The sequence below is a fragment of the Anaerosporobacter faecicola genome, from assembly GCF_012070565.1.
In the GTDB taxonomy this organism is placed as follows: domain Bacteria; phylum Bacillota; class Clostridia; order Lachnospirales; family Lachnospiraceae; genus Anaerosporobacter; species Anaerosporobacter faecicola.
This window is the reverse complement of the sequence record NZ_JAAQRO010000052.1, coordinates 81,862-100,895: the sequence shown is the minus strand read 5'-3', so window position 1 is coordinate 100,895 and position 19,034 is coordinate 81,862. Positions and strand designations below refer to the sequence as shown.

General features: G+C 36.7%; 16 protein-coding genes. 15 read left to right on the top strand and 1 reads right to left on the bottom strand.

Going from position 1 to position 19,034, the window contains the following annotated elements; all coding sequences use genetic code 11:
• Window positions 1–2: 2 nt before the first annotated feature.
• The 10 genes from HBB17_RS19475 to HBB17_RS19430 all read left to right on the top strand — a co-directional run bounded on the left by HBB17_RS19475 (window position 3) and on the right by HBB17_RS19430 (window position 9,917).
• Entirely contained in the window at window positions 3–206 is a 204-nt protein-coding gene (locus HBB17_RS19475; RefSeq protein WP_167959174.1) for a hypothetical protein, read from the top strand.
• Entirely contained in the window at window positions 203–613 is a 411-nt protein-coding gene (locus HBB17_RS19470; RefSeq protein ID WP_167959173.1) for a peptide deformylase, read from the top strand. Before HBB17_RS19475 ends, HBB17_RS19470 begins: the two co-directional genes overlap by 4 nt.
• A gap of 52 nt (window positions 614–665) precedes the next feature.
• Entirely contained in the window at window positions 666–1,169 is a 504-nt protein-coding gene (locus tag HBB17_RS19465; protein WP_167959172.1) for a GNAT family N-acetyltransferase, read from the top strand.
• A 395-nt stretch (window positions 1,170–1,564) separates the two neighbouring features.
• Window positions 1,565–2,419: an AraC family transcriptional regulator gene (locus HBB17_RS19460; protein ID WP_167959171.1), complete on the top strand. Its 855-nt coding sequence runs from the start codon at window positions 1,565–1,567 to the stop codon at window positions 2,417–2,419.
• Entirely contained in the window at window positions 2,370–2,903 is a 534-nt protein-coding gene (locus tag HBB17_RS19455) for a hypothetical protein (protein ID WP_274380803.1), read from the top strand. Before HBB17_RS19460 ends, HBB17_RS19455 begins: the two co-directional genes overlap by 50 nt.
• 212 nt (window positions 2,904–3,115) lie before the next feature.
• Window positions 3,116–5,881 carry a PAS domain-containing hybrid sensor histidine kinase/response regulator gene (locus HBB17_RS19450; protein ID WP_167959170.1) on the top strand — a complete coding sequence of 922 codons (2,766 nt, stop codon included), beginning with the start codon at window positions 3,116–3,118 and terminating at the stop codon, window positions 5,879–5,881.
• A 74-nt stretch (window positions 5,882–5,955) separates the two neighbouring features.
• Window positions 5,956–6,342 carry a hypothetical protein gene (locus HBB17_RS19445; protein WP_167959169.1) on the top strand — a complete coding sequence of 129 codons (387 nt, stop codon included), beginning with the start codon at window positions 5,956–5,958 and terminating at the stop codon, window positions 6,340–6,342.
• Window positions 6,343–6,402: 60 nt separating this feature from the next.
• On the top strand, window positions 6,403–6,966 hold the full coding sequence (locus HBB17_RS19440; RefSeq protein ID WP_167959168.1) for a TetR/AcrR family transcriptional regulator: 564 nt from the start codon (window positions 6,403–6,405) through the stop codon (window positions 6,964–6,966).
• Between the two features lie 237 nt (window positions 6,967–7,203).
• Entirely contained in the window at window positions 7,204–7,827 is a 624-nt protein-coding gene (locus tag HBB17_RS19435; protein WP_167959167.1) for a class I SAM-dependent methyltransferase, read from the top strand.
• Between the two features lie 170 nt (window positions 7,828–7,997).
• On the top strand, window positions 7,998–9,917 hold the full coding sequence (locus tag HBB17_RS19430; protein ID WP_167959166.1) for an OPT family oligopeptide transporter: 1,920 nt from the start codon (window positions 7,998–8,000) through the stop codon (window positions 9,915–9,917).
• A gap of 199 nt (window positions 9,918–10,116) precedes the next feature.
• Here the strand turns inward: HBB17_RS19430 and HBB17_RS19425 are convergent, their stop codons facing one another.
• The gene (locus tag HBB17_RS19425) at window positions 10,117–12,840 is read right to left on the bottom strand and encodes an ABC transporter ATP-binding protein/permease (RefSeq protein ID WP_238483814.1); all 2,724 of its coding nucleotides are present in this window, start codon (window positions 12,838–12,840) and stop codon (window positions 10,117–10,119) included.
• A gap of 358 nt (window positions 12,841–13,198) precedes the next feature.
• On the opposite strand from HBB17_RS19425, the gene HBB17_RS19420 reads away from it, so the two are divergent.
• The 5 genes from HBB17_RS19420 to HBB17_RS19400 all read left to right on the top strand — a co-directional run bounded on the left by HBB17_RS19420 (window position 13,199) and on the right by HBB17_RS19400 (window position 18,923).
• Window positions 13,199–14,545: an MATE family efflux transporter gene (locus HBB17_RS19420; RefSeq protein ID WP_167959165.1), complete on the top strand. Its 1,347-nt coding sequence runs from the start codon at window positions 13,199–13,201 to the stop codon at window positions 14,543–14,545.
• 149 nt (window positions 14,546–14,694) lie between these two features.
• On the top strand, window positions 14,695–15,432 hold the full coding sequence (locus HBB17_RS19415) for an ABC transporter ATP-binding protein (RefSeq protein ID WP_238483813.1): 738 nt from the start codon (window positions 14,695–14,697) through the stop codon (window positions 15,430–15,432).
• The gene (locus HBB17_RS20545) at window positions 15,416–16,990 is read left to right on the top strand and encodes a hypothetical protein (protein WP_167959164.1); all 1,575 of its coding nucleotides are present in this window, start codon (window positions 15,416–15,418) and stop codon (window positions 16,988–16,990) included. Before HBB17_RS19415 ends, HBB17_RS20545 begins: the two co-directional genes overlap by 17 nt.
• Before the next feature lie 315 nt (window positions 16,991–17,305).
• Window positions 17,306–18,004: a response regulator transcription factor gene (locus HBB17_RS19405; RefSeq protein WP_274380802.1), complete on the top strand. Its 699-nt coding sequence runs from the start codon at window positions 17,306–17,308 to the stop codon at window positions 18,002–18,004.
• The gene (locus HBB17_RS19400) at window positions 17,994–18,923 is read left to right on the top strand and encodes a sensor histidine kinase (protein ID WP_207717382.1); all 930 of its coding nucleotides are present in this window, start codon (window positions 17,994–17,996) and stop codon (window positions 18,921–18,923) included. Before HBB17_RS19405 ends, HBB17_RS19400 begins: the two co-directional genes overlap by 11 nt.
• Window positions 18,924–19,034: the final 111 nt, after the last annotated feature.

Here is a 19,034-nt window from a genome sequence, read left to right as displayed (position 1 = left end):
ATATGAACAAAAGTACATTAATAAAAGATACAACCAAAGAGGAGCGAATTCAACTAATCAAAAGTTGGGTGCCAGTAGATGACGGCTTAGAGGATTGTGGTATTGATCTATGGAGTATGTATAAGGACTATATTGATGGTAAGAAAGAAATTGCTGAGATTAATGCAGAATTCCAGTCGGAGTATATTATGGAGGAAGAGCGATGATTAGACCAATCATGCGTGATGTTGTTTTTCTTAAGCAGAGATCAGAATTAGCAACGGAAGTAGACAAGCCAATTGTACAAGATCTACTGGATACACTAAAGGCAAATGAAGCAGGGTGTGTTGGTATGGCTGCGAACATGATCGGAGTAAAGAAACGGATTATTGCTGTTAATATGGGATTCATGAATGTAGCGATGATCAATCCTGTGATCATTAAGAAATCCCAACCTTATGAGACGGAAGAAGGATGTCTTTCTTTGACTGGAGTAAGGCAAACGAAGCGGTATCAACAAATCGAGGTTGAATATCTTGATGGGAATTATAAAAAGCTGAGACAAACCTACTCTGGTTGGATTGCACAGATTATTCAACATGAAGTAGACCATTGTGATGGGATTATTATATGATGCAAGAGACAAGATTCATTTCACGTAAGAAAAAGAAGGGAAGCAAAAAAGAATGATTAAGACAAAACGATTAACATTAAAGCCCTACGAAGATGGGGATCAGGAGAATATGATTGATTTACTAACGAATGAACAGATTAAAGAGACTTTTATGATACCAGATTTTCAATCATTAGAGCAGGCAAAGAAGATGTTTCAGAAACTAAAGGAATATTCGTATTCTTCTGAGCATTATGAGAGAGGAATCTATCTGCAGGATAAGCTAATTGGTTTTCTTAATGATGTTGAGATCAAGGGACAGCAGATCGAATTGGGATATGTGATTCACCCGAACCATCATAACCAGGGCTTTGCAACAGAAGCATTGGAAGTTGCAATCAAGGAGTTATTTCAGTTGGGATATACAGAAGTAGTAACAGGAGCATTTGAAGAAAATGTAGCTAGCTGTAAAGTGATGATCAAATGTGGAATGAGCCGAATAGAACGGGAAGACAAGATTGAATATCATGGAAAAGTACATAATTGTATTTATTATATAATAAAGCATAATTCATAAAAAGTTTGCTGATGTAGGAAAGTCACTGCATCAGCAAACTTTTAATAATAGGAAAGCTCCTCTATTACATGAGATTAGCTAGTGTTTGTGCAAATTAATGAAAGAAAGTTTTACTAAGGGCTTATGACACCTGAATCCTCGTATAAAAATAGGAGCCTTGTCAGGCTCCTTATAAAGGGGGGAGTTATGAAAAAATCAATTAAGAAGGGCTTAACTTCTTTTGATGGTATTATCATAACAAGAAAATGTGGAGGAACTATGGAACATTCATGAAGATTATGTGAACGTTTTGAAAACAATCCTCTCTTTTTTGTACAAAAAATGAGAGGACGATGCAAAAGATATGGATTACAATACGAATAGAGTCAGAGATGACTTGTACAGGAGGAATCAAAATGGAATGGATTGAACGTTTGAATCAGGCAATGAACTATATTGAAGAGCACCTAAAGGAAGATGTGAATTATGAGGAATTAGGAAAAATCGCATGTTGCTCTTCCTATCACTTTCAGAGAATGTTTGCTTATATGGCAGATGTGCCACTTCCTGAATATATTCGCAGAAGGAAGATGTCGTTAGCAGCTGTTGATCTACAGAGTGGTGATGAAAAGATCATTGATGTGGCACTTCGCTACGGATATCAATCTCCAACAGCTTTTAATCGAGCATTTCAAAGTGTGCATGGAATAGCGCCTTCATTCATTAAGCAAGGAGGAATATCTGTCAAATCCTTTCCACCAATGAGATTTCAAATTATGATTAAAGGGGTAGATGAGATGAATTATCGAATTGAAAAGAAAGAAGAAATACGTATTGTAGGCATATCAAAACCATTAGAAAAAGAGATTGAAAAAAACTTTGAAACAGTACCTCAAATGTGGCAGAAAGCCACCACGGATGGAACAATTCCACGGTTACTTGAAAAAATGGATGGAGAAATTCAGGGCTTACTTGGTGTTAGTGCTTGTACGGATCAGGAGCAGTGGAGTTATTATATTGCCGTTGCTAGTACGAAAGACAAAGAGGATTTTGAAGAATATGTAATACCAGCTGCAACTTGGGCAGTATTTGAAGGTGAGGGCATGAGTAGTGTGATTCAAGAGTTAGAAAGAAGGATCGTCTTAGAATGGCTTCCAACCTCAGGTTATGAATATGCCAATGGACCAGATATGGAAGTTTATATTAGTCCAGACCCAGAACATGCGAAGTTTGAAGTTTGGATTCCAGTTGTCAAAAAAAGCGAAAGATGAGGTGTTATCAATGGGTGAGCAATTTGCTACGTATATACAAACGGTACAAGAGAAAGATTTGGAATTCGTTCAGGAAATCTATGATCAGTTGACACAAAATGATTTGTGTACCTGTGAAATAAAGCCTGCTAAAAGTGGAAGTGTCGTTTCTTTCATCAGAAAAGATACGAAGAAAACACTGGCAAATTTAGTTACAAGAAAAGCAGGCATGAAATTGCGAATCTATGCAGACCACGTTCGTCAATATGAGGATTTTCTTGATACGATACCAGAGAAGATGAAAAAAGAGATAAAGAAAGCTTCCATTTGTAAACGACTGGTCAATCCAGAGGATTGTAATCCAAGATGTTTTATGGGGTATACGTTTCATTTAGATGGGGAGCTTTATAAAAAATGCAGATATATGGCATTTATGATAACCTTATCCTTGGAGAATAGTCCATTTATTCTTCAGATTTTGGAGAAGGAATTGAACTGTCAATAGATATACCTTTCTTTGTAACAATGAAGTATATGCTTTTTATCATAGGTAATTATCCAGAAGGAACAACATACAGAAAGTCGATTTACAAATTGATTATTTGGTGATCTAAGAGTATAATATGGAATAAAAGTATCTAAACATACCATTATTTATCATTTAAGTAAAAGGAACTAATCTGGCTTTGAATATTGTTGTACTGAAGGGGGCTACATATGGGGTATCATACAGAGAAAGAATTAGTCTTTGCCATGGTTCAAGCATACTATAAGAAAAGAGATATTGTGCAGATAATGGAGATGGTGACGGACCAGATTGAGTGGATTGGTACAGAACAAAACGAGACAGCTTATGGAAAAGCAGAATTATATGCTCTATTAAAAAAAGATATCAGTAAATTCCCAAATACACTTGAAATCGTTATGGGAGATCCCATAATCCGTAAAATGAGTGATCGAGTTACAAGGCTAACAGTATATGGAAGACAAGTTGCCATACCAAATTCAGTATGTGATGTAATGATTCGGATCACAGCTAACTGTATTATGCAGGATGATAGAAGCTGGTTGATGGATAGCGTACATGCTTCTTTTCCGGATTGTGAACTGGAAAAGTATACCCTAGAACAGGAGTTAGATGAAACACGGAAGAAAGAACAGATGCTGATGGCAACAATACCCGGTGGAACAGCTATTTATCGAATGAAGAAAAATGGCAGAGTGGAGGCAGATTATCTATCTCCAACATTGGCTAAGATGCTAGGTTACAAGGACCAGAAAGAATTAATGAAATCGGTAAAGCATGATATATTGGAAGAGATGCCAAAAGAAGATCGGGATTATGTTATGGATAAAGTGTTGGAAAGTCTGAAAAATAAGCAGACAATCAGTATCGCTTACCATGTTTATACGAAAAAGCGGGATTTACTTGAGATTACAATGGAGGCAAATGTAATTGCTGAGGGGAAAATGCTTCCTGATGATATAGCAATACTATATGCAGTACATACAAATGTTTCAGAAGAAACAAGAATCGCTCGAAGAGAACAAGAATATTATCGTATGCTCCTTGATATGACCCAGACAGCATATTTTGAATGGGATGAACAAACAGGATTCTATTCATCGAATAAATTTGAAGAATATGCCCTAAGTAAAGATGGATACTACTCCATTATGGGAAACAAGCATAGTCTTTCCTGTGTTCATCCAGATGATTTTGATAAATTGGTTGAATATTTAGCATCTCGAAGAGGGGAAAGTGAGCAAACATCTGTAGTTGTTCGAATGAAATTAAAGGATGGAACATATCGTTGGACAGAAGTTACGGGACATCTTGATCTGAAAGAGGATGGAAGGATTAGCCGGTTGATTGGTATGATGCGAGACGTGAATCCAGAATGGGAAGAGCGAAATGCCCAACTGAAGAATGCACTACGTATTGCAGAAAAAGCTAACCGGTCTAAAACGGATTTCCTATCCAGAGTAAGTCACGATATGCGGACACCGCTTAACGGAATTTTGGGAATAACATCGTTGTTACAAGACTATGTAACGGATCGAAGGGTACGAAATGATTTAAATCAGCTGGAGCAATCAGGAAAATACCTTTTGAATCTTATTAATGATACCCTTGATGTGAGTCGAATTGAGAGTGGAAAGCTAGAATTAAAACCAGTAGTGTGTGATGGACGAACTGTATTTAACACGGTTATATCTCTTATTTCACCCAATATGAAAGAAAAGAACATTACATTTTTAGTACATACAGAGAATATTCCATTTACTATGCTTTACGTAGATGTGGGAAGACTGGAACAGATCATTATGAATATACTTGGAAATGCCGTAAAGTTTACTCCAGAGGGAGGAACCATTGAATTTACCCTAACGACACTTTCTGTAAAAAACGGAATTATTAAGGATCAATTCGTGATTGAAGATAATGGTGTAGGGATGAGTAAAGAATTCCTACCACATTTGTTTGAACCTTTTACGCAGGAACATAATACAAGTACGTCAAGTTCGAAAGGGACAGGCTTAGGTATGACCATTACAAAACAGATTCTTACCCTAATGGGTGGAGATATATCTGTAGAGAGTGAAATAGGAAAAGGAACAAAGTTTACATTTACCGTACCACTTCCAATGGCAACAGATGAACAGATTGCGGAATGGAAAAAGGTTAAGAATTCGGATTACACTGGTCATATACTTGAAGGCTGCCGAATTCTGCTGTGTGAAGATCATCCAATCAATGCAAACATAGCAACCCGAATCTTAATGGGAAAAGGTATGATTGTAGATTGTGTTGAGAATGGTCAGTTAGGCGTGGAGAAATTCAGTGAGTCGGAATTAAATTACTACGATGCGATTCTTATGGATATTCGAATGCCTATTATGAATGGGCTTGATGCGACAAAAACAATTCGGTCAATTAATCGAATAGATGCAAAAACAATACCAATCATCGCAATGACAGCCAATGCATTTCAAGAAGATGTGGAGGCAACAGAGAGAGCTGGAATGAATGCACATTTGAGTAAACCCATCGATAAGAATAAATTGTTTGAAGTAATGGAACGGTTGATTAAACATAAGAATATGTACGTTCATCCTAGAATCCTTGTAGTAGATGATATTGAGATGAATCGTATAGCAGTAAGAGAAGCAATCAATGCAAATTATGATGTGATTGAGGCTGATAATGGGAAAAAAGCCTTGGAAATTCTTGCCAAAGAAAAAGGAATCGATGCTATTATAACGGGGATACAGATGCCTAATATGGATGGTATGGAATTGATTAAACGTATCAGAAAGATCGAAGCGTATCGCCATATTGCTATCATCGTTAATACACAATGTGGTGCACCAGATCAAGAGGAGCAGTTATTGTCTTTTGGTGCGAATGATTTTGTGTACAAACCAATTACACCTAAAGTACTTGAGATGAGATTATCAAATGTGCTAAAAACCATTTAAACGATAGTGAATTAGTTTTTTGGCTAAAACAATCGATAATTGCTGCATTCTTATGTAAACAATAGGAGAACAATATGAAAAAATTTCGGAAGATTAATTCGATTGGGTATGGAACGAAAGTAATTGGGATTGGTTTTGTCTTTTTACTCATTATACCGGGAATCATAAGGATTCTTTCTTGTTTTCATTCGTGGAGCGGATATGTTCCAATTATGAAAGGATCCTTTTATTTAGGCGTGGCAATCTTACTGTTATTTGGTATCTGGCTTGGGATTGAGTTGACTCAAGATCGATATATAAATCGTTACTACGAAAAGCATAAAAATGAGAAAATTCCCTTGGGAGAGAATCATTATGAGTGCCAAGCTTGCGGAAATCGTCTTGTCACGGGTGAGGACGAAAGTTGTCGTGTCTGTGGGATAAAGTTTAGGAGTAACGAGCAGAAAAATAGGAATGAATAATTGTCATTGACATATATTCATTCAAGTGATAAGATAAGAAAAAAACAAATGGAGTTGTCTATGAGAGTATCGAAACCACCAGAAGAGCGTAAAAAAGAGATGATTGATACAGCAATGAGGTTATTTGCACAAAAAGGTTATGAGGCAACAACAATGACAGACATTGCCAAGGAAATGAAAGTTGTCTCCGGATTGTGTTATCGCTATTTTCGATCCAAAGAAGAATTGTACCAAGAAGCATTGAATTCTTATGCGGAAGAATGTGCGGCACCAATGATTCAGATATTAAATAAGGATCTTCCTTCGGTTATGGATTATATGGTCAGGTTGACAGAGCATTTCCGTGATACGGATGGAAAGGAGAAGTACCATGCGTTCTTCCATCGAGAAGGAAATGAGATGTTTCATAAACAATTGGAATTGCGTATGCTTTCCTTGTTGGAACAACCAGTTCTTGATATGGTCAAACGGTGGGAAGAAAAAGGATTCATTGATGAAGAATATAGTAGAAGTTTGGCTTTGTTCATTTTATATGGACAAATGCCAATTATCAATGATGATACATTAACAACGGAAGTGAAACTCCAGGCGTTATCAAAATTTATTGAAAAATTACTTCGGTAGGAAAATGGATTCTTGAGTAGTAAGTGAAAATTACCCCAACATAAGTTGGGGTAAAATAATACATTGCGAGTGAATGAATGTCAATGACTAATATTCATTCAAGTGTATTGCATGAGATTCGTTAATGTTTGTGCAAATCAACGAAAGAAAGTTTTAGTAAAGGCTTTTGGCACTTGAATCAATTAAGTAAAATGTAAGAAAGGAGCGGTAAGGGTTGATACCCTTACAAAGGAGAGTATGGAATTAAGAAAAGAGGTAACAAAGAATCATTTTGACACAATAGCAGCAGATTATGATAATAGTTATGATGGAAAGTATGTACGTTGTATGTATGATGAGATTGTTCGAAGTGTAGATGCTTTGGACAAAAAGGATTCTATATTAGATCTTGGCTGTGGGAATGGGAATGTAGCCAGTCTGTTATCAAGAAAGTTTGAGACGAGTCTATATGGAGTTGATCTGTCTGAAAACATGATCAAGGCAGCAAGGGGAAGGCAGATTAAGAATGCACAGTTTCAGGTAGGAGATGCGGAATGTTTACCTTTTGAGAAGCAAATGTTTGATGTTGTCATATGCAATGCTTCGTTTCACCATTATCCAAAGCCAATGCGGGTACTTCAAGAAATAAGACGTGTATTAAAACCAGGAGGAACCTTTATTCTGGGAGATCCTACAGCACCAATGAATTGGTATCTAAGAATCTTAAATTATTTTTTACGATACTCGAATAGTGGAGATTATCATATCTATGGGAAAAAGGAAATCCATCACTTACTTGAAGAACATGGATTTCAAGTGAAGAATTGGAAAATGATTAGCATGCGTGCATTTTTATTATGTGCCAATGTAAAACCAGACTAAAATCAACTTTTTCTAATTTGCATGAAAAATAGTAGAAGATTAGTAGGAAAATATGGATTTGAATACATAAAATCTGACGATTACACCAAACTATAATCGTAAAGTTTGCATTACTATGGAACCATTGGGTGAAATAGTTGCAAAGTAAGATTATAGAAGGACAGGTGTATATGCAGAATAAATTATCGAAAGATGCTTACGGTGGTGTTAGTGGAAAAGACTATGTTCCTTATGTATCCAGTGGAACGAAAAAAGGTGGCAGTGTTGCAATCCTTGTAATTGGTATATTCCTGGCAGTGTTATTTGCCGCTTCTACGGCTTATTCCGGTATGAAATCGGGATTAACGGTTGCAGCAGGTATTCCAGGTTCAATTATAGGTTCGGCTTTTATTAGTTTGTGTGCTAAACAGAAGGGAATCCTGGGAAAGAATATTGTTCAAGGAATGGCAAGTGGCGGAGAATCTGTTTCAAGTGGTATCATCTATGTTTTACCAGCAATCTTGTTAATAGGTTCTAATGTTACCTTCATTGAAGGATTCTTGGTTAGTGTTGGTGGTGTATTGTTTGGAATCGGAATTTCTTCATTGGTGTATAAGAATATGATTGTTGAAGAACATGGAAAGTTGATGTATCCCGAATCCATGGCAATTGCTGAGACACTGGTTGCTTCAGAAGGTGCTGGGGAATCGTTGAAGTATATGGGGATTGGTTTTGGTGTGAGTGGTGTGATCACGGTGTTGACTGGTTCCTTCCTTAATGTTACCAATAGTGTAATCCATTACGTTAATGAGAAATTCTATAAATGGAAATTGGAGATTGATGTGAACCCACTTCTACTAGGAATTGGTTTTATTGTCGGGTTAGAAGTTGCGGTTACCATGTTTGCTGGTTCTATCTTGGCTAACTTTGGAATTATGCCATTGATTGGATACTTTGCGGAGTTCGCAGAGGGCGGAGCCCATGTATGGAATGATGCCAGTGTTCCAATTCAAAGTATGCAGGTTAATCATATCTCAGGTAGTTATGTAAAGTACATTGGTGCAGGTATGATGTTAGCAGGTGGTGTAATTGGTGCGCTGAAATTAGTACCAACGATTGTTGTTTCCGTTAAGGAAACCTTGCATGCAAAATCCTCTGAGGGAGGAGAGCGTTCTTCGTTTGCCAATATCATATTACTTCTTGGTATTGTAATTGGTTTTGTAGCAGGGTTTATTATTTCTGGTGGAAATATTGTAATGGCTATATTAGGAGCAGTGTTATCCTTATTCCTATCGTTATTGTTTGTAATTGTATCAGGTCGGTTAACAGGTACAATTGGTACCTCCAATCTACCTGTGTCAGGTATGACGATTGCTTCTTTAGTTATCGTAACGATGTTGTTTGTTATTATGAGCTGGGTAACGCCAGAACATAATAAAGCGCTTTTGTTATTCGGTACATTTATTGTAACAGCAATCTCTATTGCAGGTGGATATTGCCAATCGCAAAAAGTAGCATTTATTATTGGCGGCGAAAAGCGGGAAATGGATAAATATTTTGCACTTGCCAGTATAATCGGTGTTGTAGTTGTTGTGGGAGTAATCTTATTATTGGCTGACCAGCTTTCCATAACAGGAGATAATGTACCATTTGCTTTACCCCAAGCAAATCTAATATCAACATTGACCGCTGGTATCATGTCAGGAGAATTACCATGGAATATGATTATTGTTGGTGTGGTAATGGGAATCGTATTATTCTTGTTAAAACTTCCAATCATGACGATTGCTATTGGATTTTATTTACCAATTGCAACAACATCAATTATATTAATTGGAGCACTAGTACGAGTATTTATTGAAAAAACAGCGAGATCAGAAACTGAAAAAGAAGGAAGAGTTAGTAATGGAATTAGTTTGTCCTCAGGGTTAGTAGCAGGAGGTTCCATTATTGGACTAGTAGGAATCATCTTACAGGTGCTTGGTGTAATTGGAGGCAATGGACCTGTAGGATTTGCAGCATCCAATGCAATGGCATACCTGTTACTTGTTATCTTGGTCTTGTTTACGGCAATTCCTCTCCTCTTATATAAGCAAAAAGAGAAAAGTTAATTTGCAAATTTAACCTTTAATAATTAAAACGATTAGGAGTTTGCTATATTCGTTGTGAAGATAGCAAGCTCCTAATCTACGTAATGTGTATGATGTATGAAGTTTTACCGTTACAGATTTCGTAGATTATTCTGTTGGACTATATGCATTCATGGATAATCCTTACATCATTATATCATAGCCTATATTTATTATATCTCTATTCACTTCGTAAAGCCGTAACCGGATCTTTCTTAGCAGCGATACGAGAAGGGAATAAACCTGCAATCAGTGTAAGAATAATACTGATTAGAATTAATACAAATGCGCTATTGATTGGAAGGAAGGCATGCATGGAAGCATCTCCTACAACCTTTTCAATAACAGAATTAATTGGTATACATAACAAGTAAGTGATGATTACGCCAAGAGAACCGGAGAATAAACCAACAATGAAAGTTTCAGCATTGAAGACACGGGAAATGTCTTTCTTCGAAGCTCCAACTGCACGAAGAATACCAATCTCTTTTGTACGTTCTAGTACAGATATATAGGTAATGATACCAATCATAATAGAAGAAACAACCAAGGAAACGGCAACGAATGCGATTAATACATAAGAGATTGCATTTACAATCGTTGTAACGGATGACATGAGAAGTGCCACGTAATCGGTGTATTGAATCTGGTCATCTTCGGAAACCGTCTTGTTGTAGTCTTTAATACAATTGGTAATGGAATCTTTATCATTAAAGCTATCCGCATAGATTTGAATGGAAGATGGCGTATCAAGATTTACAACGCCAAAGGTTGTCATATTCTCATCATAGCTTCCAGCAGAGATATAGGTATCGTAGATCATGTCTAATACTTCCGCTTCTGGATCTTGAAGATATTGATCAAAAGAAGCAGCAATGGTTGCTTCATCTTGTGATAGGATTTGTTTGGCAGTATTCGGATCACTGCTATACATGGTGTTCAAGATATCTTTACAAATAGCAGCTTTTTCTGATATCCCAAGATTCTTTAAGTAAGACAGTGTATCTTGCTGTTTTGCATTTTCATCCGTAGGAGTAAAGGATATACCGGTTAATACATTAATATCTTTTTGCTCTTGTTGTGCCTTTACCACAGCGCTTTCATTGGTTTGTGTAATAATATAATCTGTTAGTGCAGAGGTATAGCCAATGGTGTTATTAATGAGGGCGGTATCTGCGTCTTCATTCAAACGAATAATCCCTTTAATCTTAAGGGATAGTGCATTCGTAACAAGGTTTTCAAGAGAAGTTTTCACAGCAGAGACATTGTCGAATGTACCGTGTGTATTTTCAACATAGTAGTCGCTAGTTGGAATCATGTAGAAGGATTGGTTACAGATATCGGCATAATCAATGCTTTGTGTGTCGTAGGTAACTTCTTTTCCTTCTTGAATCTGGCTTAATATGGATTCATATTCATTGGCTGGTAGATAACCGAGCTGATAGAGATCCATAGTGGATACTTCATTATTTTCGTTCAGCACCAAAACGACCTCATCATACTTGGAAGGCCACTCTCCGTAAACCAGATCATACTGCTCCTTAATTGCATCACTGACAAGAGAATCTCCTTTACCGGCAAGTAGTTCTTCAAACAGGCCATTGGAAGAAGAGGCAGTCATGGTCATCGCATTTCCCATCATGGTAGCGTTCATTGTAGCATTAGAAAAACTACTACCATCTGTGTTCACAAGAACTTTGTTGGAATCATAGGTATATACATCGAACGATACATCATAGGAATAATGAATACCAGTTTCACCGATATATTCCAAAATCGGACTATCTTTTTCATCTAAATATTTTTTAAACGCAGTTAGGTTGTTTGTAGTAATACTTGTAGTCATAGCACCCAATCGTTGAAGTGCAGAAGGATTGCCATATACGGCATCTTTATCATGGGTAGACGAAGTCTCCGATACGTCATGTTCATCCTTGAATAAACTGGTCATATCGATACTTTGCGAATCAATCGTAATTGGATAAGAGGACATCGTACTTTTTTGGATATTGGTAATATAATTATTAACTCCAGTGGAAAGAGAAAGGATTAATGCAATACCAATAATACCGATGGAACCAGCAAACGCCGTTAAGATGGTACGTCCGCGTTTGGTCATTAAGTTATTCAGGGATAGGGATAATGCAGTTAAAAAACCCATTGAGGTTTTTTTCTGTTTCGAGTGATTTTCTGGTTCATCAACACCATCAAATGGATTGTTGTCATCAATAATCTGTCCGTCTTTCAAACGAACAATACGGGTAGAATACTGCGTAGCTAGTTCAGGATTATGTGTAACCATGATAACCAGACGGTCTTTGGCAACTTCCTTTAGGATATCCATGATCTGGATACTGGTTTCTGTATCAAGTGCACCGGTTGGTTCATCGGCTAGTAGAATCTCGGGGTCATTGACTAAAGCACGGGCAATTGCAACACGTTGCATCTGTCCACCAGATAATTGGTTCGGTCTTTTTCGAATGTGTGCACCAAGACCAACGGCTTCTAGTGCTTCTTTGGCACGACGTTTTCGCTCTGCTTTCCCAACACCAGAAAGAGTAAGAGCAAGTTCCACATTTGCCAAGACACTTTGGTGTGGAATCAGGTTATAGGATTGAAATACGAATCCAATGGAATGGTTTCGGTAGGAATCCCAATCACGTTGTGAGAATTCTTTTGTAGATTTTCCACCAATGATTAAGTCTCCCTTCGTGTAATGATCAAGACCTCCAATAATGTTAAGCAGTGTGGTTTTACCACCACCAGATTGTCCTAATATGGAAACAAATTCGTTCTTCCGAAATGCTATATTGATTCCCTTGAGGGCACGTACAGTTTCATTGCCAGTAACGTATTCTTTGATTATGTTCTTAAGCTGAAGCATATGAATTCCTTTCTTTGGCATAATGATGTTATTTTTCATTTATGCGGTATTTTAGCTAATTATAGGAAAAGGATATCCAAAATACAAGCACTTAAGTATCTTTTTTAGAATCTTTTAATCTAGTTTTAATAAATACCTAGATGGGTTGCCAAATCCATGCTCATTTATAGTTTAAAATATATTTTGACGCTTTTTGTATAAAATGGTAGAATATATGCTGTTGTTTGTAGGATATAGTTAGAAGTGTTTCACTGCTAACTTTCAACGTATAAAAAACTTTTAAGAAAATTTACCGTTGCTAATTGTACAAATAGTAAGCGAATCCATGAAAGATTTTTTATTCGTTATTTAACCTTACATAGAAAAATGGGAGGAACATATGGATACAAAACATGACTTTACACAAGGAAATATACTAAAAAAATTAGTAACTTTTATGGTTCCTGTATTTGGAGCGTTGATATTACAGGCGATGTATGGTGCAGTGGATCTTATGATCGTCGGGTGGTTTGGTACAACAGCAGGAATCTCTGCAGTATCCACAGGAAGTAATATTGTAAACCTCGTGGTATTCACGGTTACAGGATTATCAATGGGGATAACCGTATTAATCAGTCGTTATATTGGTGAAGGAAAAACAGAACGAATTGGAAAAGTCCTAGGTGGTGTAATCTGCTTTTTCCTTATTTTATCTGTTGTTTTAACAATTGTTATGATTTTTGCGGCACCATCGTTGGCAGTCCTTATGCAAGCACCAGAAGAAGCAGTAGAATTGACCACGTTATATGTACGAATTTGTGGCGGGGGGATTATCTTTGTTATTGCGTATAATGTAATCAGTAGTATCTTTCGTGGATTGGGCAATTCTAAATTACCACTGATCTTTGTTGCAATTGCCTGTGTTGTGAATATAGTAGGAGATTTATTATTTGTAGCAGTGTTTCATATGAATGTAGCTGGAGCAGCATTGGCTACCATTTTGGCACAGGCTGTAAGCGTGGTTTTATCGATCGTGATTATAAGAAAACAAGGATTGCCTTTCCCATTTAAAAAAGAAGATATCGGATTTTCTCCTGAAGTTTGGAAATTTCTAAAACTTGGATTGCCAATAGCATTACAGGAAATGTTGACCAATATGTCCTTCTTGGTTTTGTGTGCGCTGATTAATCGACTTGGCTTAGAGGCTTCTTCCGGATATGGAGTAGCACAAAAGATCGTAACCTTTGTTATGCTTGTTCCGTCGTCACTGATGCAATCAATGTCTTCTGTGGTTGGACAGAATGTTGGAGCTGGAAAAGAAAAACGTGCCAAGGCAGCAATGGTTTCGGGGATGTGTGTTGGTGCAGGAGTGGGAATTCTGATCGCAGTATTTGTTTTTTTCTGCGGAGATGTATTGTCACTTGCATTTACGAAAGAAGCACCTGTTATTGCTCGGTCATGGGAGTATCTAAAAGGATTTGCCCCAGAAGCAGTACTCACTAGTTTCTTGTTTAGCTATATTGGGTATTTTAATGGACATGGTATGACGCTATTCGTTATGGCACAAGGATTGGCGCAGACATTTTTGGTACGTTTACCAATGTCCTATATTATGAGTATACAGCCAGATGCGAATTTGACATCTATTGGACTAGCAGCACCTACTGCAACAGTATTTGGTATTGCTATATGTAGTACGTCTTTTATCATCTATCAGAAAAAATTAAAAAAGAGAGTGATTTCTTAAAATTAGATTACAATTCCACTTGTTTCCTTTACGTTGTGTGTTGACGATGGTAAACTATTCCTATCTATGATTTGGATGACGGAGGCAACGAAACAATTTGCCTAAAGTGCTCATTAAGATAGGAATAAAGAGCGTCGTCCAAAGCCAATATGAAAGGACGGATAGTAAGATTGAGATTACGAGTAGAAGGTATAAAAAAACAATTTGAAAATAAAGAAGTTTTAAAAGGTGCTTCTTTCACATTTGAGCAAGGAAAAATCTATGGATTGATTGGACGAAATGGTGCAGGAAAGACAACATTTTTCAACTGTCTCAATGAAGATATCCTAGTAGACGAGGGAAGCTACGTATTAGAGGACAATGGTGTTACGAGACCATTACAAGCAGAGGATTTGGGGTATGTTCTATCAACACCAGTAGTTCCAGAATTCTTAACAGCGCGGGAATTTCTGAAATTCTTTTTGGATATCAACAAAAATCGTTTGAAGGATACGAAGAGTATCGATGAATATCTGGAATTCATGAAGATCAAAGAGGAAGATCGTGATAAGCTTCTCAAAGATTATTCCCATGGTATGAAGAATAAAGTGCAGATGTTGGTGAATTTTATTGCGAATCCGATGGTATTACTTTTGGATGAACCATTGACTTCGTTTGATGTTATTGTGGCAGACGAGATGAAGCGTCTTCTTCGAGAGATGAAGAACGATCATATTATCATCTTTTCTACCCATATTATGGAGCTTGCCTTGGATCTTTGTGATGAAATCGTGATTCTGAATGAAGGAATCTTGACGGAGATACCGAAACAGAATCTGGATAATACCCAGTACAAAGATCGGATTATCAATGCGTTGAAGGGGGAGGAAAATGATTCAGACATTTAAAACGTCCTATCAATTAAAGAATACCTACCGGACGAATGGTATTATCTATTCCTTAAAATCAATCCCACTCATTAAGAAATTACTTCCAGCAGATCTATATGCAAGTAAAGGATTGCAAACATTTGCATTGGTAGTGAGTTCTATCTATGAAGCAATTTCCGTTTTTGTAGGGAAGTTCCTGTATCTATTATTGATGATTTATTTGCCATTAAGCTTCATGCAAAAGCTGGAAAGTGCGAATTTTATTCACATAGTATTGGTATTAACGGTGCTTGGGGGAATGTTTCACGCGGATCCACTAAGCAGTTCGAAGGACAAATACTATGCCATTATCCTAATGCGTATGAATGCCAAGAAATACACCATATCAAATTATATTTATTTTCTAATAAAATTGGTTGTTGGGTTCTTACCATTTATATTCTTGTTTGGGAAACAATGCGGTATTGATATGGTCTTATGTCTTTTAGTGCTGGTATTTATTATAGAAGTCAAGTTAAGCTTCGGCGGATATCATCTCTTTAACCGATTAAGAGAGAACCGTCTGAAAGGAACAAAACTCGTTGTTGCTTCAAGTATCATAGGGTTATGCCTATTGGTTGCTGCATATCTTTCTGTATATCTAGGATATGTCCTTCCAATTGGTTGTTTATATCTATTGTGTGCTTTAGGCGTATTTACTAGTGTTATTGGGATTCGATATATGTGCGGATATAGTCGCTATCGAGAGGCATACAAAGCGCTATTCTTCGAAGAGGGACTGATGCAGACGAACGTGCAGTCAACGGGGAAAATTACACAAAAGAACATGCAAAATAAGATCCAACTTTCTGCTGATCAGACCAGTTCGAAAGAAGGATATGGTTACTTCAATGAGCTATTTATGAAACGACATAGTCGTTTATTGACAAAATCTGCAATACGCTATACGGTTTGTATTCTGATCGTGTTTGTTGCTGCGGTTATTACAATATTGGTTAGTGCGGATATGAAGAAAAAGATAAATGAATCTATGTTTGTTGTACTACCAACGTTTCTGTTTGTTATGTATTTTGTAAATCGAGGAAAGGTCATCACAGAAGCTATGTTCATGAATTGTGATCATAGTATGCTAACATACCGATTTTATCGACAACCAAGCGTTATTTTACGTCTGTTTATTACTCGCTTGAAGATGGTAATAAGGATCAATCTGATTCCGGCATCGGTTATTGCAGTTGGCTTACCAATCTTGCTTTTCCTGTCGGGAGGAACGGATCATGTACTTAATTATTTTCTCCTGTTTGGTACGATCATAGCGATGTCCGTATTCTTTTCTGTTCATAACATGGTGTTGTATTATTTACTACAGCCATATAACATTAATATAGAAATGAAGAATCCGACTTATACAATTATCAATTCAATTACATATTTTATATGCTATCTTGCAAGTGGTAAGGAAATTCCAACAGTCGTATTTGGAACATTGGTTATTGTATTTTGTGTTGTATATGTTATTGTAGCGATGGTTTTGGCTTATCGTCTTGCACCAAAAACATTTCGGTTACGCCAATAAATCGGTTTTCAAACTTTGCATTGGAATGTTTTGATTGAGTAGGTAATTGCTATATTTGTCGAAAAAGAAACAGGAATGGACTTTTAGCTCATTTATTTGAGTTATTAGTCCTTTTTTTATGGTATAATATATTTTATGTACCAAATATTGATAATTATATGAATCCAAAGTAAACTTCGAACACAATGTCCGAGGAGTAAAAGATTGAATAAAAAGATTTTAGAAATTTGAATTAGATTCGAGTTGCGTTGCATACGGAAATGAATATGGAATAACGAAAAATAAGGACATAATAAAAGGATAAGGGGGATATCAATGGTATCTATATTGATTGTGGAAGATGATAAGAATATTAGCACTATGGTGGAGGAGTATCTAACCAACGATGGGTTTTCTGTAACAATTGCGGAAGATGGAATATCTGCTATTGAGATATTTGCTCAACAGAATTTTCAGTTAGTGCTGTTGGATCTTATGCTGCCAGGTATGGATGGAATGAAAGTAATGAAACAACTGCGCCAGAACAGTGTGACACCAATCATCATCATGTCAGCAAAAGACTCAGAATTAGATAAAGCCATGGGTCTTGGGTTTGGTGCGGATGACTATATTACAAAACCATTTTCTTTGATTGAATTATCAGCAAGAATTAAGGCGAATATTCGAAGAGTGACGACGTATACAAGTGAACCGAAAGAGGAAGGAACGCAGTACGTCATTAAGGATCTTGTGATTGATCTACAGCAGCATTTGGTCAAAAAGGGAGAAGAAGTAATTGAACTTACTAGTAAAGAATTTGACATCTTGTGCTTGCTTGCAAAGAATCCAGGGAGAGTTTTTTCAAAAGAACAAATCTATGATTTAGTATGGAAAGATCCCTATTGTGGCGATGCGAATGTGATCAATGTACATATGAAACGGCTGAGAGAGAAGATTGGAGATTCCACAACGGAAGCAATTTATATTAAGACGGTTTGGGGAATCGGATATAAGATTATGGAGGATGGAAAATAAGATGATAGGAATCCTGATCGGAATCATATTGCTTTTGCTTGGAGTCCTTTTGTCAAAATATATGAAAGAAAAGGAACAAAAGAGGCAGATTGCTTACCTGTTGGATAAAGTTGAGATGATCATGAAAGAAAAAAGTCAGGAGAGGATCCTTATTCCAACAGAGAATGAAGAAATTAAGAAACTGGCGAATGTTATGAATCAACTTTTGGAGTATGATCGAAAGAATGAAATACAGTATGCCCGTTCGAAACAGTCGATTAAGACCATGTTGGCAAATGTTTCTCATGATCTGAAGACGCCATTAACTGTAATTATGGGTTACTTAGAGATGCTTTCGATACGAAATGAGGAAGAAAAAACGATTGCGATTCTCAATGAAAAAGTGAAGGAACTGTTACAATTGATTCAGAAATTCTTTGACTTAGCCAAATTAGAATCTGGAGATAAGAAAGTAATTTGTACCCCACTAAATGTATGTGAAATCTGTCGTCAGAACTTATTTACTTTTTTTGAACTGTTGGAGAAGGAAGCATTTCAAGTTGAAGTGGAGATACCGGAGAAGAACATAATTTGTCTTCTCAATGAAGAGGCCCTAGGACGGGTGTTACATAACATCATTTCCAATGCAATACGGTATGGAAAAGATGGCAGATTTCTAGGAGTGAAGATAGAGGAGAAAGAGAAAATTGTTGCGATTCATATCATGGATCATGGAAAAGGAATCAAAGAGCAGTACCAGGAGGAAGTCTTTGAACGGCTGTATACACTTGAAGATTCCAGAAGCAAAGAGTATCAGGGAAGTGGATTGGGACTAACCATTACGAAGGAATTAGTGGAACAGATGAAGGGAACGATTACATTGAAAAGTGAACCTTATGTAGAAACAAGGTTTACGGTATCCTTTGAGAAACTGACTTAATTCGTGTGAAAACTTCATAAAAAAGTAAGAAATCATTTATAGAAAAGATAAGCCTGCTTGCTATGCTATAGATAGAAAAATCGATGGTAGTTATTTTATCGATTTCAACTA

Excerpts from the sequence above, each read along its gene's own strand:
- HBB17_RS19475 (WP_167959174.1), top strand. The coding sequence starts at position 3 with ATGAACAAAAGTACATTAATAAAAGATACAACCAAAGAGGAGCGAATT.
- HBB17_RS19470 (WP_167959173.1), top strand. The coding sequence starts at position 203 with ATGATTAGACCAATCATGCGTGATGTTGTTTTTCTTAAGCAGAGATCA.
- HBB17_RS19465 (WP_167959172.1), top strand. The coding sequence starts at position 666 with ATGATTAAGACAAAACGATTAACATTAAAGCCCTACGAAGATGGGGAT.
- HBB17_RS19460 (WP_167959171.1), top strand. The coding sequence starts at position 1,565 with ATGGAATGGATTGAACGTTTGAATCAGGCAATGAACTATATTGAAGAG.
- HBB17_RS19455 (WP_274380803.1), top strand. The coding sequence starts at position 2,370 with ATGCGAAGTTTGAAGTTTGGATTCCAGTTGTCAAAAAAAGCGAAAGAT.
- HBB17_RS19450 (WP_167959170.1), top strand. The coding sequence starts at position 3,116 with ATGGGGTATCATACAGAGAAAGAATTAGTCTTTGCCATGGTTCAAGCA.
- HBB17_RS19445 (WP_167959169.1), top strand. The coding sequence starts at position 5,956 with ATGAAAAAATTTCGGAAGATTAATTCGATTGGGTATGGAACGAAAGTA.
- HBB17_RS19440 (WP_167959168.1), top strand. The coding sequence starts at position 6,403 with ATGAGAGTATCGAAACCACCAGAAGAGCGTAAAAAAGAGATGATTGAT.
- HBB17_RS19435 (WP_167959167.1), top strand. The coding sequence starts at position 7,204 with ATGGAATTAAGAAAAGAGGTAACAAAGAATCATTTTGACACAATAGCA.
- HBB17_RS19430 (WP_167959166.1), top strand. The coding sequence starts at position 7,998 with ATGCAGAATAAATTATCGAAAGATGCTTACGGTGGTGTTAGTGGAAAA.
- HBB17_RS19425 (WP_238483814.1), bottom strand. The coding sequence starts at position 12,840 with ATGCCAAAGAAAGGAATTCATATGCTTCAGCTTAAGAACATAATCAAA.
- HBB17_RS19420 (WP_167959165.1), top strand. The coding sequence starts at position 13,199 with ATGGATACAAAACATGACTTTACACAAGGAAATATACTAAAAAAATTA.
- HBB17_RS19415 (WP_238483813.1), top strand. The coding sequence starts at position 14,695 with ATGAAAGGACGGATAGTAAGATTGAGATTACGAGTAGAAGGTATAAAA.
- HBB17_RS20545 (WP_167959164.1), top strand. The coding sequence starts at position 15,416 with ATGATTCAGACATTTAAAACGTCCTATCAATTAAAGAATACCTACCGG.
- HBB17_RS19405 (WP_274380802.1), top strand. The coding sequence starts at position 17,306 with ATGGTATCTATATTGATTGTGGAAGATGATAAGAATATTAGCACTATG.
- HBB17_RS19400 (WP_207717382.1), top strand. The coding sequence starts at position 17,994 with ATGGAAAATAAGATGATAGGAATCCTGATCGGAATCATATTGCTTTTG.